Source organism: Salmonella sp. SJTUF14076, from assembly GCF_015534835.1.
Classification (GTDB): domain Bacteria; phylum Pseudomonadota; class Gammaproteobacteria; order Enterobacterales; family Enterobacteriaceae; genus Salmonella; species Salmonella enterica.
The window spans coordinates 3,204,245-3,219,900 of sequence record NZ_CP064674.1; the positions used below are offsets into that span (position 1 = coordinate 3,204,245).

The 15,656-nt window shown below is 52.8% G+C and carries 14 protein-coding genes and 1 pseudogene; 10 read left to right on the forward strand and 5 right to left on the reverse strand.

Translation table 11 applies throughout. The features are described 5' to 3' along the window. Window positions 1-24: 24 nt before the first annotated feature. Entirely contained in the window at window positions 25-567 is a 543-nt protein-coding gene (gene seqA / locus HU143_RS15630) for a replication initiation negative regulator SeqA (RefSeq protein ID WP_000848395.1), read from the reverse strand. Window positions 568-751: 184 nt separating this feature from the next. On the opposite strand from seqA, the gene ybfF reads away from it, so the two are divergent. From ybfF to tcuC, 9 genes and pseudogenes are all read left to right on the forward strand, one after another. After that, window positions 752-1,522, forward strand: coding sequence for an esterase (gene ybfF, locus HU143_RS15635; protein WP_000773245.1), 771 nt, complete (start codon window positions 752-754; stop codon window positions 1,520-1,522). A 133-nt stretch (window positions 1,523-1,655) separates the two neighbouring features. Further along, the gene (gene ybfE, locus HU143_RS15640; RefSeq protein ID WP_001040939.1) at window positions 1,656-1,949 is read left to right on the forward strand and encodes a LexA regulated protein; all 294 of its coding nucleotides are present in this window, start codon (window positions 1,656-1,658) and stop codon (window positions 1,947-1,949) included. A gap of 150 nt (window positions 1,950-2,099) precedes the next feature. Beyond that, complete coding sequence (gene fldA / locus HU143_RS15645) at window positions 2,100-2,630, forward strand: flavodoxin FldA (protein WP_001018621.1); 531 nt, start codon at window positions 2,100-2,102, stop codon at window positions 2,628-2,630. A gap of 203 nt (window positions 2,631-2,833) precedes the next feature. Next, window positions 2,834-2,919, forward strand: a pseudogene (locus HU143_RS15650) (ryhB-regulated fur leader peptide). After that, window positions 2,912-3,364, forward strand: a complete 453-nt coding sequence (gene fur / locus HU143_RS15655; RefSeq protein ID WP_000131699.1) for a ferric iron uptake transcriptional regulator — start codon at window positions 2,912-2,914, stop codon at window positions 3,362-3,364. The pseudogene HU143_RS15650 and the gene fur overlap by 8 nt, the downstream one beginning before the upstream one ends. 115 nt (window positions 3,365-3,479) lie before the next feature. Beyond that, window positions 3,480-4,406: a tricarballylate utilization LysR family transcriptional regulator TcuR gene (tcuR, locus tag HU143_RS15660; protein WP_000423371.1), complete on the forward strand. Its 927-nt coding sequence runs from the start codon at window positions 3,480-3,482 to the stop codon at window positions 4,404-4,406. Between the two features lie 97 nt (window positions 4,407-4,503). Further along, window positions 4,504-5,907, forward strand: coding sequence for an FAD-dependent tricarballylate dehydrogenase TcuA (tcuA, locus tag HU143_RS15665; protein WP_051129163.1), 1,404 nt, complete (start codon window positions 4,504-4,506; stop codon window positions 5,905-5,907). After that, on the forward strand, window positions 5,894-7,033 hold the full coding sequence (tcuB, locus tag HU143_RS15670; protein WP_051129162.1) for a tricarballylate utilization protein TcuB: 1,140 nt from the start codon (window positions 5,894-5,896) through the stop codon (window positions 7,031-7,033). The genes tcuA and tcuB overlap by 14 nt, the downstream gene beginning before the upstream one ends. A 50-nt stretch (window positions 7,034-7,083) precedes the next feature. Then, the gene (gene tcuC, locus HU143_RS15675; protein WP_051129161.1) at window positions 7,084-8,388 is read left to right on the forward strand and encodes a tricarballylate/proton symporter TcuC; all 1,305 of its coding nucleotides are present in this window, start codon (window positions 7,084-7,086) and stop codon (window positions 8,386-8,388) included. Between the two features lie 48 nt (window positions 8,389-8,436). Here the strand turns inward: tcuC and chiQ are convergent, their stop codons facing one another. The 4 genes from chiQ to nagE form a co-directional block, all read right to left on the reverse strand. Next, window positions 8,437-8,769: a ChiQ/YbfN family lipoprotein gene (gene chiQ, locus HU143_RS15680; protein WP_000722258.1), complete on the reverse strand. Its 333-nt coding sequence runs from the start codon at window positions 8,767-8,769 to the stop codon at window positions 8,437-8,439. 49 nt (window positions 8,770-8,818) lie between these two features. Beyond that, window positions 8,819-10,225: a chitoporin ChiP gene (gene chiP, locus HU143_RS15685; protein WP_001258803.1), complete on the reverse strand. Its 1,407-nt coding sequence runs from the start codon at window positions 10,223-10,225 to the stop codon at window positions 8,819-8,821. Between the two features lie 451 nt (window positions 10,226-10,676). Next, complete coding sequence (gene glnS / locus HU143_RS15690; RefSeq protein WP_001287186.1) at window positions 10,677-12,344, reverse strand: glutamine--tRNA ligase; 1,668 nt, start codon at window positions 12,342-12,344, stop codon at window positions 10,677-10,679. A gap of 210 nt (window positions 12,345-12,554) precedes the next feature. After that, window positions 12,555-14,507 (reverse strand): PTS N-acetyl glucosamine transporter subunit IIABC, encoded by a 1,953-nt coding sequence (nagE, locus tag HU143_RS15695; RefSeq protein WP_053505565.1) that lies wholly within the window; start codon window positions 14,505-14,507, stop codon window positions 12,555-12,557. 326 nt (window positions 14,508-14,833) lie between these two features. Between nagE and nagB the strand changes: the two genes are divergently transcribed. Further along, on the forward strand, window positions 14,834-15,634 hold the full coding sequence (gene nagB / locus HU143_RS15700) for a glucosamine-6-phosphate deaminase (RefSeq protein WP_001237059.1): 801 nt from the start codon (window positions 14,834-14,836) through the stop codon (window positions 15,632-15,634). Window positions 15,635-15,656 lie beyond the last annotated feature (22 nt).

The following is a 15,656-nucleotide window of genomic DNA, read 5'->3' on the forward strand; positions in this document are numbered from 1 at the left end:
TGCCTGGTCCTTCTAATGCAAGGATTAAATTGTTCCGCAAACCTTTTCAATCAATTCCGCCGGGAATTGCATTGACTGCATGATGTGTTCGATCATGCTGCATTTACGGCCGGTGTTGGTGTTGGTGATCACCCAGTACGGCGTGCCGGGAACGTGCTTAGGTTTAGTTTGATTCCCATTTTTCAGCAGCGTTTGTTCATCCGCCGCAAAATAGACGCGCGTGCGGCCATGCAACGACTCCGTCGCCTCCGCAAACGCGTGGTGATCCAGTGAATAGAGTGTAGTCAGAATCAGCATAAAGCGGTTGACCGCTTTTTTCTGCTCGGCATATTCGTCAGACAACAACAGCTCACGCATCGCGCGAACTTTGTCTTTTACCGGGTTGACCGGTTTCGCTTCGGCAACGGGTTGCGCCGCAGGCGTCCCCTTCACCGCTGAAGCCGTTGGCTGTGTCGTGGCGGAAAACTTCAACATACGCCGTAAAATGTCGGATGCGCTCTCGCCGATATGCTTGGTGTGGCTGGCAATATAGCTATAGAGTTCATCATCAACTTCAATCGTTTTCATCTTAATCCAGTGCGATGTCTTTGCTGAATACAAGTCATTGGGATTATAGGAACAAATCCCAACAGCGGATAGCGTTAAGCCCGGCTGACAAAAAAACTCGGAGTAAACCTTAGAGGTTGCAGCCCAGTGGCAGAATGGTCAACATAATACCCTAACCCGACAGAGCGAAAAAAAGAACTTTGCCATGAAATTAAACATCCGAGCGCAATCTGCACAAAACCTGCACAATAATTCCCCCATCGTTCTCGTTCATGGCCTGTTTGGCAGCCTGGACAACCTCGGCGTACTGGCGCGCGATCTGGTGACCGATCACGACATTATTCAGGTCGATATGCGCAATCATGGTTTATCGCCGCGCGATCCGGTCATGGATTATCCGGCAATGGCCCAGGATCTTCTGGATACGCTTGACGCGCAGCAGATTGAAAAAGCGACGTTTATTGGTCATTCCATGGGCGGAAAAGCGGTAATGGCGCTGACGGCGCTGGCGCCCGATCGCATCGATCGTCTGGTCGCGATTGATATCGCACCCGTGGATTATCACGTTCGCCGCCACGATCGTATTTTCGCGGCCATTAACGCCGTCAGCGAATCCGACGCGACATCCCGCCAACAGGCGGCAGGGATTATGCGCCAGCACCTCAACGAAGAAGGCGTGATCCAGTTTCTGTTAAAATCCTGGGCTGAAGGCGAATGGCGTTTTAATGTTCCGGTATTATGGGAGCAGTATCCGCATATCGTCGGCTGGGAAACCATTCCGCCCTGGGAACATCCGGCGCTGTTTATTCCAGGCGGTAACTCGCCGTACGTCACCGAAGCGTACCGCGACGCGCTGCTGGCGCAATTCCCTTTGGCGCGCGCGCATGTGATCGCCGGCGCGGGCCACTGGGTACATGCCGAAAAACCAGAGGCGGTTCTGCGCGCCATCCGCCGTTATCTGCACGATAAACGCTAACTGATTAAAAACTCATCGCCTGTGCGCGATTACGCGCGCGGGCGTTGGCGTCGCTTCCTCGCTGATGTATGATGGCGCGCTATCCATCCGGGCATAAGCCTGGCTGATTGTTTCCCCCGAAGTCACCAAAATCATGGCCAAAGAACAAACGGACCGTACGACATTAGATCTGTTCGCGCACGAGCGTCGCCCGGGACGACCTAAAACGAATCCGCTTTCGCGCGATGAACAGTTACGCATCAACAAGCGCAACCAGTTAAAACGCGACAAAGTTCGTGGCCTCAAGCGTGTCGAATTAAAACTCAACGCACAAGCGGTTGACGCGCTGAATGAGCTGGCCGAAGCGCGCAACATTAGCCGCAGCGAGCTCATTGAAGAAATATTAATGAAGCAGCTTATGGCGCTGCGCGGCCAGGGTTTAGTCTGAAAATAAGTTTTGTTTCATATTTCGTGTAGCAGAGCGTGCAGTCCCGCGTGATTGCTGTTTCCGCATATCTGCCTGTTCTGCTATGATTGCCCTTATCCGTGGGCAATTCGCCACCACCATTTCAATAAGTTTCAAGAGGTTATTTTACTCATGGCAATCACTGGCATCTTTTTCGGCAGCGACACCGGTAATACCGAAAATATCGCAAAAATGATTCAAAAACAGCTTGGTAAAGACGTTGCCGATGTGCATGACATTGCAAAAAGCAGTAAAGAAGACCTGGAAGGGTATGACATTCTGCTGCTGGGCATCCCAACCTGGTACTATGGCGAAGCGCAATGTGACTGGGATGACTTCTTCCCGACTCTCGAAGAGATTGACTTTAACGGTAAGCTGGTGGCGCTGTTTGGCTGTGGCGATCAGGAAGACTACGCGGAATACTTCTGTGATGCGCTGGGCACGATTCGCGACATTATTGAGCCGCGCGGCGCCACGATTGTGGGTCACTGGCCAACTGCAGGCTATCATTTTGAAGCCTCTAAAGGTCTGGCTGACGACGATCATTTTGTCGGTCTGGCGATTGACGAAGACCGTCAGCCTGAACTGACCGCCGAGCGTGTTGAAAAATGGGTTAAGCAAGTTTCGGCTGAATTGCACCTCGACGACATCCTCAACGCCTAATCTTATGCGGCGCAGCGTTATATCTGCGCCGCATCAATAGACAAGACCAATCAAAATAATTGCTACAAATTTGTAACTTTCGCACCCATCCCTGTACAATGTCCGGGTGTAATCAGGTGGCGCCAAAATTTGCAGGCAAAACCACAGTTTTATTAACATCTGCAAGAGACTTGCGGTTTTCATTTCGGCATGGCAGTCCTATAATGATACGCATTATCTTGAGTGCAATTTCTGTCACTTCTCTAATGAAGTGAATCGTTTAGCAACAGGACAGATTCCGCATGACTGACAACAATACCGCATTAAAGAAGGCTGGCCTGAAAGTAACGCTTCCTCGTTTAAAAATTCTGGAAGTTCTTCAGGAACCAGATAACCATCACGTCAGTGCGGAAGATTTATACAAACGCCTGATCGACATGGGTGAAGAAATCGGTCTGGCAACCGTGTACCGTGTGCTGAACCAGTTTGACGATGCCGGTATCGTGACCCGCCATAATTTTGAAGGCGGTAAATCCGTTTTTGAACTGACGCAACAGCATCATCACGACCATCTTATCTGCCTTGACTGCGGAAAAGTGATTGAATTTAGTGATGACTCTATTGAAGCGCGCCAGCGTGAAATTGCGGCGAAACACGGTATTCGTTTAACTAATCACAGCCTCTATCTTTACGGCCACTGCGCTGAAGGCGACTGCCGCGAAGACGAGCACGCGCACGATGACGCGACTAAATAAGTGTAAATCTTTCGAAGAGCCAACCGCCCGGTTGGCTTTTTTATATCCTCCTCTTTCCTGCCGCTTGATGTTGATTTAATGTAAAAAAACGCTATCGCATCTCAGGAGAGCAGGAATGGAGCTTCGCCAGTTACGCTATTTCGTGCGTATTATTGAAACCGGCAGTATGGGCAGCGCCGCACAGGATCTTGATATTGGCGTTTCAGCATTAAGTCAACAGATGTCCCGTCTGGAAAACGAGCTTGCTATCCGTCTGCTGCAGCGCACCTCGCGCGGCGTAACGCCAACCAACGCCGGGCTGGCCTTTTATTCACAGGCGCAACTCGCCCTGCGTCATGCCGACGACGCGATTCTCGCCGCCAGAGAAGCGCGCCTTTCCGGTCATGTGAGCGTAGGAATGGCCCCCAGTACCGCCTCCATACTGGGTATACCGTTTATCCATGCCATGCAGGAAAACTATGCCGATGTCCGACTGCATGTGGTGGAAAGCTTGTCCGGTAATCTGGAAAGAATGATCAATACCCGCCAGATTGATTTAGCCGTTGTCTTTCAAAAAGATAAAATCCTGCGCTGGAGCGCCAGACCGATCCTTGAAGAACAGCTTTTTCTGATTGGCTCCCATGCCCTGCTGGCGGCGCTTCCTGATAACCCGATCACACCTGAACAACTGGCAGGCATTCCGCTCATTATGCCAAGCCAGGGACATGGGCTGCGCGGCAGGCTGGACGCTGTCTGCCAGGAACATGCGCTTAACGTTGAAATCGTCGCGGAAATTGACGGCCTGGCGTTGTTGATGCGCGCCGTGCGCGACGGTCTTGGCGCCACGTTACAGCCCGGCGCGGCAATTTCTCATCTGGATAACGACGCGCTACGCGTGATCGGCGTCCATAATCCGGTACTCAGCCGCCCCAATTTTTTAGTCAGCCTGTCGGATGATGAACTGACGCCCGCCGGCCTTGCCGCCAGAGTAGTCCTTACCAAAGTTATGCGTCAGTTAGTCGACGCCGGCGAATGGCCGGGCGCAACCCTTTACGCTTACTAAACCCCTGTTTAGCGCTACCTGATAGCGCGCCGCTTATTTATCCGTATACATTTCAATTACAAATTTAACAAATAGTTAAATGGTACGGGAGTATAAGATGGTTGATGTACTGGTGATAGGCGGAGGCAATGCCGCATTATGCGCCGCCCTGACCGCACGGGAAGCGGGCGCATCGGTTCTGCTGCTGGAGGCTGCCCCGCAAGAATGGCGCGGCGGAAATTCTCAGCACACACGAAACCTGCGCTGTATGCATGATGCGCCGCAGGATGTGCTGGTAGAAAGCTATCCTGAAGAGGAATTCTGGCAGGATCTGTGGCGAGTCACCGACGGCAACACCAACGAGGCGCTGGCGCGGCTGGTCATTCGCACCTCTTCGCAATGCCGCGACTGGATGCGCAAACATGGCGTTAACTTTCAACCGCCGCTATCTGGGGCGCTCCACGTTGCGCGCACCAATGCGTTTTTTATGGGCGGAGGGAAAGCGCTCGTCAATGCCTATTACCGTAGCGCCGAACGGCTGGGCATACAGATTCGCTATAACACGCCGGTTCACGCGCTTGAACTTCATGACGGCGAATTCGTGGCAGCGCTGGCAGGTAGCGAACGTATTACCGCCAAAGCCTGCGTATTAGCGGCTGGCGGTTTCGAATCAAACCGTGAATGGCTGCGGGAGGCCTGGGGAGAAAACGCCCGCGGCGAATGGCCCGCGGATAATTTCCTGATTCGCGGCACGCGTTTTAACCAGGGCGTATTACTCAAATTTATGATGGATGCCGGCGCGGATATCATTGGCGATCCGTCCCAGTCGCACTGCGTAGCGATTGATGCCAGGGCGCCGCTGTACGACGGCGGTATTTGTACTCGCGTGGATTGCGTATCGCTGGGTATTGTCGTGAATCGCGACGCCGAACGTTTTTATGATGAAGGCGAAGATTTCTGGCCGAAGCGTTACGCCATTTGGGGGCGGCTGGTTGCTCAACAGCCAGGACAAATTGGCTATTCGATTATTGACAGCAAAGCCATCGGCCACTTTATGCCGCCGGTTTTTCCTGGCGCGCAGGCCAATACGCTAGCTGAGCTGGCCTGCCAGTTGGGGCTGGACGCGGAAAAATTTACCCATACCGTCACGCAGTATAACCAGGCCTGCCAACCCGGTCATTTTGATCATACCTTGCTTGATGACTGCGCTACTAAAAACCTGACGCCGGCGAAAACCCACTGGGCGCGCCCGCTTGATGCGCCGCCCTACTACGGTTATGCGCTGCGACCCGGCATCACGTTTACCTACCTGGGTCTGAAAGTCAATGAACGTGCCGCGGTGCATTTTGCCGGTCATCCAAGCCGCAACCTGTTTGTTGCCGGCGAGATGATGGCAGGAAATGTTCTGGGCAAGGGGTATACCGCAGGCGTAGGCATGTCTATCGGCACAACCTTTGGCCGCATTGCGGGAATAGAAGCCGCCCGCGCGGCGCACAAGGAGGCGCAGCATGAAACAGCTTGAAAAATTAATCATTGAGGCCACCGTGCTTACCGAACCGGAAGCCGAGGTCGAACGCGTCATGCAAGTGTGTAACGCGTGTCGCTACTGCGAAGGTTTTTGCGCGGTATTTCCGGCGATGACCCAGCGACTCGAATTCGGTAAAGCCGATATTCATTATCTGGCGAATTTATGTCATAACTGCGGTGCCTGCCTGCACGCGTGCCAGTACGCGCCGCCCCATGAATTTGCCATTAACGTGCCGAAAGCGATGGCGCAAGCCCGCCTGGAGACGTATCAACAGTATGCCCAGCCCGCCGCTTTTGGCGCGTTATACCGTCGGGCGGGGATCACCGTCGCGCTGGCGCTGATAGTCGGTCTGACGCTCTTTTTATTACTGGCGATGGCGCTGAAAGGGTCGCTGATTCATCCGCCGCTGGCCGGTGACTTCTATCAAATTTTTCCGCATAGCCTGCTGGCATGGATGTTTGGCTCAGTTTTTGTGCTGGCAATCGGTTTGCTTATGGCGGGCGTAATCCGCTTCTGGCGTGAGATCTCGCCGGGCGTACCGCGTTCGGCGGAGATTGCGGAAGCGTCGCACAATGCGTTAACGCTGAAATATCTCGACGGCGGTCACGGCAAAGGCTGTAACGAAGCGGACGATGCATTCACGCTGCTGCGCCGTCGCTTTCATCACTTTACCTTTTACGGTTTTATGCTCTGTTTTGCCGCCACGGTCGTGGCGACGGGCTATCACTACGTCGCCGGTTGGGAAGCGCCCTATCCGTTCTTTAGCCTGCCGGTCATACTCGGCACGCTGGGCGGTATCGGCCTGCTTATCGGCCCGGCCGGGCTACTGTGGCTCAATCTGCGGCGGTCGCCGTTACATGGCGATGCGCGCCAGAAACCCATGGATCGCGGCTTTATTCTGCTGCTGTTCTTAACCAGTCTGACCGGGCTGGCGCTGCTGGCAGGCAGAGACACCAGCGGAATGGGCATATTGCTGGCGCTCCATTTAGGCGTGGTGATGGCGCTCTTTCTCACCCTTCCCTACGGAAAATTCGCCCACGGATTTTTCCGCTGCGCGGCCTTACTCAAATGGGCAGTTGAGAAGCGACGCGGAAAACATGCGGGGGATACAGGCAACTGACCCGCAACATCTTACCCATAAAACAATAAAGACAGTGGAGAGCAAACCCTATGGCACAACACACACCTGCAACATCGCGCGCCGGCACGTTCGGCGCAATACTGCGCGTGACAAGCGGCAATTTTCTTGAACAGTTTGATTTTTTCTTGTTCGGATTTTACGCCACCTATATCGCCAGAACGTTTTTTCCGGCGGAAAGCGAATTTGCCTCATTAATGTTGACCTTTGCCGTCTTTGGCTCCGGTTTTTTAATGCGCCCCGTCGGCGCGATTGTGCTTGGCGCCTATATTGACAGAATCGGACGCCGTAAAGGGCTGATGGTGACGCTGGCGATTATGGGCTGCGGTACGTTGCTCATCGCCCTCGTCCCCGGCTACCAAACGATCGGCCTGGCAGCGCCTGCGTTGGTGCTGTTGGGCCGGTTATTACAAGGATTTTCTGCGGGCGTTGAGTTAGGCGGCGTCTCGGTCTATCTGTCCGAAATCGCAACGCCAGGCAATAAAGGGTTTTATACCAGTTGGCAATCCGCCAGTCAGCAGGTCGCGATCGTTGTCGCCGCGTTGATTGGTTATAGCCTGAATATCACGCTGGGACACGACGCGATATCGGAGTGGGGCTGGCGAATTCCGTTCTTTATCGGCTGTATGATCATTCCGCTGATTTTTGTTTTACGTCGTTCATTACAAGAAACAGAAGCGTTTTTACAACGCAAGCATCGCCCCGACACCAGGGAAATTTTTGCAACTATCGCCAAAAACTGGCGCATTATTACGGCCGGAACGCTTCTGGTGGCGATGACCACCACAACGTTTTATTTTATCACCATTTATACGCCGACCTATGGCAGAACCGTGCTTAATCTCAGCGCGCGGGACAGTTTGATCGTCACCATGTTGGTGGGGGTGTCCAATTTTATCTGGTTACCCATTGGCGGCGCGATTTCCGACCGGATTGGCCGTCGCGCCGTGTTAATGGGCATTACGTTGCTGGCGCTGATCACCACCTGGCCCGTCATGCAGTGGCTGACCGCCGCACCCGACTTTACCCGCATGACGCTGGTACTGCTGTGGTTCTCTTTCTTTTTTGGCATGTATAACGGCGCAATGGTCGCGGCGTTAACCGAAGTGATGCCAGTCTATGTGCGTACCGTTGGTTTCTCGCTGGCCTTTAGCCTGGCGACGGCGATTTTTGGCGGCCTGACGCCGGCCATCTCTACCGCGCTGGTAAAGTTAACCGGCGACAAAAGCTCGCCCGGCTGGTGGCTGATGTGCGCGGCATTATGTGGACTTGCCGCGACGGCGATGCTGTTTGTACGTCTGAGTCGCGGCTATATCGCGGCAGAAAATAAAGCCTGAAAAAACCACGGGCGGAAAACATTCGCCCGTGGGTGGCAAGGCAGGTTTTTATTGCACGTTATTATGACTGCGAATTTCCTGCCAGACCTTGTCGCAGTCAGCCTTGACCGCCTGATCGTTACCCGTGCGCGTCGCCTGAATGCACTGCTGATAGTCCAGTACCCGCACGCTTTCTTCGTTAGCAAATTGCTGATGTTTGCGGTCTTTTTTAAGGACATTCAGTACGCTTTGGCAGGCCTCTATCTTCTCAGGCGAGCCCTGTGCGGTATTGATACAGGCGCTGTACGCCTCTTTCAGCCGGCTATCTTCTTCCGGCGCGGGTGATGACGCGCAGGCCGTCAAACCGGCGGTCATGCTGGCGATGAGTAAAATTTTTTTCATAGGTCGTTCCTCAACAGCGCGGCAGGCCGGCAGCCTGCCGCATCTGACATCAGAAAATAGTGAATGGCGCAATAACGATAAATTTCACGTCACGCTCATCCTGGAAGATGTTGCCGTAACCACCGCCCCAGCTTGGAATATTGGAGTGGTTGTCATATTCGGTAAAGTGCAGTTTGAACATGGTGCCTTTGGCACGCCCCTCCTGCAGGGTATAAACCGCATCCAGACTGTATGAGGACTCTTCGATAGTGCGGTTTTTGTCGTAGTAAGCATCCGGGTTACTTTGCCAGGTTGCCGGTTTAGCATCCCAGGCGTAAACATAAGACGCGCCCACAGCCCAGCCCGGCAGATTCCAGTTTTTCAGGTCATACATCGCGCCGAAGAAAACCGCCTTTTCACCGTTAGCGTTAAAGTCGGAGCGGTTATCCCACCAGATATCCAGACGACCGTTTGAAGAGGCGTAGGTTGGCGTCATACGTTGCAGAAAATAGCCCTGCTGACCGTCCGCTTTCACCCAAGTGCCTTCCAGACGCAGGTCAACCACTTCCGCGACTTTGTAGCCGAAGGTCAACGCCTGCAGCCAGGCCGTACCGTCGTAAATGTCATTCACGCTGCGATCGTCTACTTTGTCGCGCGCGCCGTAGAACTGGTAACTGGTGGTGAACGGATTGCCGCCTAAATCAAATTTATAGCTGGCCTTTGCGAAATATTGATCGACATAGCCTTCGGACTGACCAAACGCCGCTTCCAGCACCAGATCATTTTTGAAGTCGTACTTCGCGCCGATGGAGTGGAGATAATCTACATTGGTTTTTTTATCCGCCTGATAAAACTTATCCATTTCGGTATGCCACGGCGCTTTATATTCGTTAGTCCACATGTAGGAAAAACTTAACGCGCCCGCATCGCCATAGTCAAAACTGGCGCCGGCTTCCGCACCCTGATAGGTACCCGGCATAAAACTCCAGTGCGGCGCTAACAGCGTCTGACCGGTAGGCTGAATATAACCGGCGCGCGCCCAGACCGGGCCATATTTAAATTTCGCTGCGGCTTTATAAAGACTGATACCGCTCTTATCGCCGGAATAGTCTTCGTCGTAGCCTTTATTCTTTTTCGAGAAGGCAATTTCGTTTGGATGACCGCTGTCGCCGTTTTCTGCCATTTCAATCGCGGTAAACGCCGCGATATCCAGACCGAACATATCCGCAGCGTAACCAGACTGAAAATCCAGGTTAGCGTTCCAGGTCGCATGAGAAAGGTTAGTTTTATATTTGTCGCCGTCGGTCACATCTTTGCGATCGCGTTCACGCTGCCAATAATAGATGCCGCCCGTTAACGTGGAGTCGTCGAAAAAGCCGGAGGCTTGCGCCTGCGGAACAACGATCCACCCCGACATTGCTGTGATACCGGCGATAGCCAGAGCCAGCGTACTACGTTTGCCACTAAACGTACGCATAAGTTAATCCTCTTTGACGTATAAATTGCTGCCGACAAAAGCGAACAGCGAAAAAATAAAAATAAAAAGTAGCGCTGAGAAACCTCATTTACTACGTTAAATAGACTATTTTTCGCGATGCGAATTATCAATCTCTTTCTGTAACCAGTATGTAATAATATGAGCAACCGCACATATTTAATTGCTTTCTGTTACATTCGACTGCTGGTGGGGGAAGCAGACCGCCAGAAAGAAAATTGACTTGTTTTCCATAGGCATGAAAATAATTGTCTCCTGTTGACCTGACGCTTATAACATTTATATTAATAATCATTTATCAGATCAATAATTTTCAGAAAATAATTAATTCGCCTCGCAAAAAAGAGAATCGACTTAGAAATGCAGAGAAAAAACGCCGCAGAACGCGGCGTTGATAAGGTATTTTTACAGCATTCGCCTGTAGGCGCAGTGCTTACTCGCCCGCTTTCGCCCAGGTATCACGCAGGCCCACGGTGCGGTTAAAGACCAGCTTATCGGCCGTTGCATAGCGGCTGTCGAGGCAGAAGTAGCCTTCACGTTCAAACTGGAAAGCTTTTCCTGCTACCGCCGCTTTCAGCGACGGCTCGCCATACCCCTGCTTAATCACTAATGATTCGGGGTTGATAACGGACAGGAAGTCCTCCGCGGCGCCTGGATTCGGCACGCTAAACAGACGGTCGTAGAGACGAATTTCAATCGGCAGCGCATGTGCTGCGCTAACCCAGTGGATTACGCCTTTCACTTTACGCCCGTCAGCCGGATCTTTACTCAGCGTATCGGCATCATAGGTACAGAAGATGGTGGTGATATTCCCTTCGGCATCCTTCTCTACGCGCTCCGCTTTAATGACGTAGGCATTACGCAGACGCACTTCTTTGCCCATCACCAGACGCTTGTACTGCTTGTTCGCTTCTTCGCGGAAATCTGCGCGATCGATCCAGATCTCACCGCTAAACGGCACTTCACGGCTGCCCATCTCCGGTTTATTCGGATGGTTAGGCATGGTAACCATTTCGCTCTCACCCTGCGGGTAGTTTTCGATAACCAGTTTTACCGGATCGATTACCGCCATTGCGCGCGGCGCGTTTTCGTTCAGATCTTCGCGAATGCAGGATTCCAACGACGCCATCTCAATGGTGTTGTCCTGCTTGGTGACGCCGATGCGTTTGCAGAACTCACGAATAGAAGCCGCGGTATAGCCGCGACGGCGCAGACCGGAAATAGTCGGCATACGCGGATCATCCCAGCCTTCGACGTGTTTGTCGGTCACCAGCAGATTCAGCTTACGCTTGGACATCACGGTGTATTCCAGATTCAGGCGCGAGAATTCGTACTGGCGCGGGTGAACCGGAATGGTGATGTTGTCCAGCACCCAGTCGTACAGACGACGGTTGTCCTGGAACTCCAGCGTACACAGAGAATGAGTAATGCCTTCCAGCGCATCGCTGATGCAGTGAGTAAAGTCGTACATCGGATAGATGCACCACTTCGTGCCGGTCTGATGATGCTCGGCGAATTTAATGCGATACAGCACCGGATCGCGCATCACGATAAACGGCGACGCCATGTCGATTTTAGCGCGCAGACAGGCTTTACCCTCTTCAAAACCGCCGGTACGCATTTTTTCAAATAGCGCGAGGTTTTCTTCCACGCTGCGATCTCGGAACGGGCTGTTTTTACCCGGCGCGGTCAGCGTACCGCGGTATTCGCGGATCTGCTCCGGCGTCAGCTCATCAACGTAGGCCAGGCCTTTATTGATCAGCTCGACCGCATAGGCGTGCAGTTGGTCAAAATAATCGGAGGAGTAGCGAATATCGCCAGACCAGTGAAAGCCTAACCACTCGACGTCGTTTTTGATCGAATCAACGTACTCGATATCTTCTTTTACCGGGTTGGTGTCATCGAAACGCAGGTTGCACTGGCCCTGATAATCTTGCGCAATGCCAAAGTTCAGGCAGATAGATTTCGCGTGGCCGATGTGCAGATAGCCATTCGGCTCCGGCGGAAAACGGGTATGGACAGTGGTATGTTTACCACTCGCCAGATCTTCATCAATAATCTGACGAATAAAGTTAGTCGGGCGGGCTTCAGCCTCACTCATCGTGGATTCCTCAAAGCGTAAACAACGTATAACGGCATATGATCTTATAAGCCGGACAGACTGACAACCTTTAGTTACTTAAAAAGTGGCTTTGCAGAAAATATTGGGGCTAATTGCGGTAAAAAAAAGCGGCGAAGGTTTCCCTCTGCCGCTTATGTTTTCTGTGATATCGCCGGATGACGTCTTACGCCTTATCCGGCCAAGAAGCGATTATTTACTCTTGATCTCGTACAGTGGCGTTTTACCCGCTACCACGTGACCATCCGCTTTGATGACCAGAGCGCTGAAGTCATCGCTGTTGCTGCAAACAACCGGGCTTATCATGGAGCGCGCGTTGGCATTCAGGAAGTCCAGATCCAGTTCCAGCACCGGCTGACCCGCCGTGACTTCCGCACCCTCTTCTACCAGACGCTTGAAGCCCTGACCGTTCAGCGCGACGGTATCGATACCCATATGGACAACGATCTCCGCGCCTTTTTCGGTTTCCAGACAGAACGCGTGGTTAGTGTTGAAGATTTTCACGATAGTACCCGCCGCCGGAGAAACCACGGTTTTATCGGTGGGTTTCACCGCCACGCCGTCGCCGACCGCTTTGCTGGCGAAAGCTTCATCCGGTACCTGATCCAGCGCCACTACCTCACCGGTAATCGGAGAGACCAGTTCAGCGATAGTCACCGCATTCGGCACCGCCTGGGGTTTGGCCGCCGGAGCAGGTGTTGCAACGTGAGCCACATCAGCAGACGCTGCCGCGACCGGTCCCCGCGCCACCACTTTCTTCATTTCATCGCCAATCGATTCCGCTTTCGCGCCGACAATAACCTGAATGGTCTGTTTGTTCAGTTTAACCACCCCGGAAGCGCCGAGGCGTTTGCAGGCCGCATCGTTAACGCGAGCAGAGTCGTTCACGGTCAGGCGCAGACGGGTAATACACGCATCGATAGCTTTCAGGTTGTCCGTACCGCCAACCGCAGCAATATAGCTGGTCGCCAGTTGCGTTAACCCTTCTTCGGTGTTGCTGTTGGCTTCTTCCGTTACCATCTCATCAACTTTATCTTCGCGGCCCGGCGTTTTCAGGTTAAACATACGAATAACCGCGCTGAACAGCAGGAAGTAGATGATAAAGAATACAACGCCCATCACCAGCAACATCCAGACGTTATTGCTGGCCGCTGGCAAGTTATACATCAGAACATAGTCGATCGCGCCTGCCGAGAAAGAGAAGCCCGCATGGATACCCAGCAGCGTCGCGACGAACAGGCTGATACCGGTCAAAATGGCGTGCAGGAGGTACAGCAGCGGCGCCAGGAACATAAACAGGAATTCCAGCGGCTCGGTTACGCCGGTCAGAAACGCGGTGATCGCGACAGACAGCAGCATACCGCCCACCATCGGACGACGTTCTTTCGGCGCGGCGAAATACATCGCCAGAGCGGCGCCCGGCAGACCAAACATCATGATCGGGAAGAAGCCGGACATAAACATCCCCGCCGTGCCGTCGCCAGCATAGAAGCGGTTGATGTCGCCGTGGAATACAGTGCCTGCGGCATTGGTGAATTCGCCAATCTGGAACCAGGCGATGGTGTTCAGTACCTGATGCAGACCGGTGGGGATCAGCAGACGGTTGATGAAGCCAAAGATACCGGAACCCAGCGCGCCTGCGGAAACGATCCATTCACCGCCCGCATGGATACCATGCTGTACCGGCGGCCAGACGTAACCGAAAATAGCGGCCAGCACCAGACAGAAAAAGCCCGTTGCGATCGGCACAAAACGTTTTCCACCGAAGAAACTGAGAAAATCAGGCAGTTTGATACCAGACCAGCGATTATAAACCGCGCCGCCGACCAGACCGGTAATAATCCCCGCCAGCACGCCCATGTTGATTTCCGGGTTAATCGTCACCATCGCTTTGGTCATGACGAAGTAACCCACGGCTCCCGCCAGCGCTGCCGCGCCCGCGCTATCTTTAGACCAACTGGAGGCCACGCCGATAGCGAAAACCAGCGCCAGGTTATCGAAAATAGACCCGCCCGCTTGCGCGATAAACGGCATATTCAGCAAATCTGGTTGGCCGAATCGCAGCAACAACGCTGCCACCGGCAACACGGCGATAGGGAGCTGCAACGCCCTACCCAGCCGCTGGAAAAAACCTAAAATATTCATCTTATTCCCCCTACGAGACGCCGATATGGCTTCTTTGAAGCCGTTTTTTATTGTGCTGCAAACGTTAAAAACGTGATGTTCTGTAATCGAACGGTGAGATCATCTTCTGCAGAGTGTGTGGAAAATTAATTCGCCTCGCAAATTAAACGGGTGTTTTTTGTGATTATAATCACTAAATATCGTAATTACCCCCACCATCCACTGGCTAACACGGAAAACTTATTTTATGATTCAAAAAATCAGGACGGATTGAACACGAACCCTGGATATCCAGGTTACGCTTAATACGATCCGCCAAATTTTGACATTGATTATTGAGGTGAAGAATGAGACTGATCCCCCTGAGTACCGCAGAACAGGTTGGCAAATGGGCCGCTCGCCATATCGTTAACCGTATTAATGCGTTCAAACCGACCGCCGATCGTCCGTTTGTCCTTGGGCTGCCTACCGGCGGCACGCCGCTAACGGCGTACAAAGCGCTGGTTGAGATGCACAAAGCGGGCGAGGTCAGCTTTAAGCATGTGGTCACCTTTAATATGGACGAATATGTTGGCCTGCCGAAAGAGCACCCGGAAAGCTACCACAGCTTTATGCATCGTAACTTTTTCGATCACGTTGATATTCCAGCAGAAAACATCAATCTTCTCAACGGTAACGCACCGGATATCGATGCAGAATGCCGTCAATATGAAGAAAAAATTCGTTCTTACGGTAAAATCCATCTGTTTATGGGCGGCGTCGGCAACGACGGTCACATCGCCTTTAACGAACCGGCGTCTTCCCTGGCTTCCCGTACCCGTATCAAAACGTTAACCCATGATACTCGCGTAGCGAACTCCCGCTTCTTTGACGGCGACGTAAACCAGGTGCCGAAATACGCGCTGACGGTAGGCGTAGGCACGCTGCTGGATGCGGAAGAAGTGATGATTCTGGTGCTGGGCCATCAGAAAGCCCAGGCGCTGCAGGCGGCGGTTGAAGGCAACGTCAACCACATGTGGACCATTAGCTGCCTGCAACTCCATCCGAAAGCGGTTGTGGTATGCGATGAGCCTTCCACAATGGAACTTAAAGTTAAAACATTGAAATATTTCAATGAATTAGAAGCAGAAAATATTAAAGGTCTGTAATGTTGTCTCCGCCCCGCCAGTC

Coding starts and splice junctions, on each gene's coding strand:
- seqA (WP_000848395.1), bottom strand. CDS start 567: ATGAAAACGATTGAAGTTGATGATGAACTCTATAGCTATATTGCCAGC.
- ybfF (WP_000773245.1), top strand. CDS start 752: ATGAAATTAAACATCCGAGCGCAATCTGCACAAAACCTGCACAATAAT.
- ybfE (WP_001040939.1), top strand. CDS start 1,656: ATGGCCAAAGAACAAACGGACCGTACGACATTAGATCTGTTCGCGCAC.
- fldA (WP_001018621.1), top strand. CDS start 2,100: ATGGCAATCACTGGCATCTTTTTCGGCAGCGACACCGGTAATACCGAA.
- fur (WP_000131699.1), top strand. CDS start 2,912: ATGACTGACAACAATACCGCATTAAAGAAGGCTGGCCTGAAAGTAACG.
- tcuR (WP_000423371.1), top strand. CDS start 3,480: ATGGAGCTTCGCCAGTTACGCTATTTCGTGCGTATTATTGAAACCGGC.
- tcuA (WP_051129163.1), top strand. CDS start 4,504: ATGGTTGATGTACTGGTGATAGGCGGAGGCAATGCCGCATTATGCGCC.
- tcuB (WP_051129162.1), top strand. CDS start 5,894: ATGAAACAGCTTGAAAAATTAATCATTGAGGCCACCGTGCTTACCGAA.
- tcuC (WP_051129161.1), top strand. CDS start 7,084: ATGGCACAACACACACCTGCAACATCGCGCGCCGGCACGTTCGGCGCA.
- chiQ (WP_000722258.1), bottom strand. CDS start 8,769: ATGAAAAAAATTTTACTCATCGCCAGCATGACCGCCGGTTTGACGGCC.
- chiP (WP_001258803.1), bottom strand. CDS start 10,225: ATGCGTACGTTTAGTGGCAAACGTAGTACGCTGGCTCTGGCTATCGCC.
- glnS (WP_001287186.1), bottom strand. CDS start 12,344: ATGAGTGAGGCTGAAGCCCGCCCGACTAACTTTATTCGTCAGATTATT.
- nagE (WP_053505565.1), bottom strand. CDS start 14,507: ATGAATATTTTAGGTTTTTTCCAGCGGCTGGGTAGGGCGTTGCAGCTC.
- nagB (WP_001237059.1), top strand. CDS start 14,834: ATGAGACTGATCCCCCTGAGTACCGCAGAACAGGTTGGCAAATGGGCC.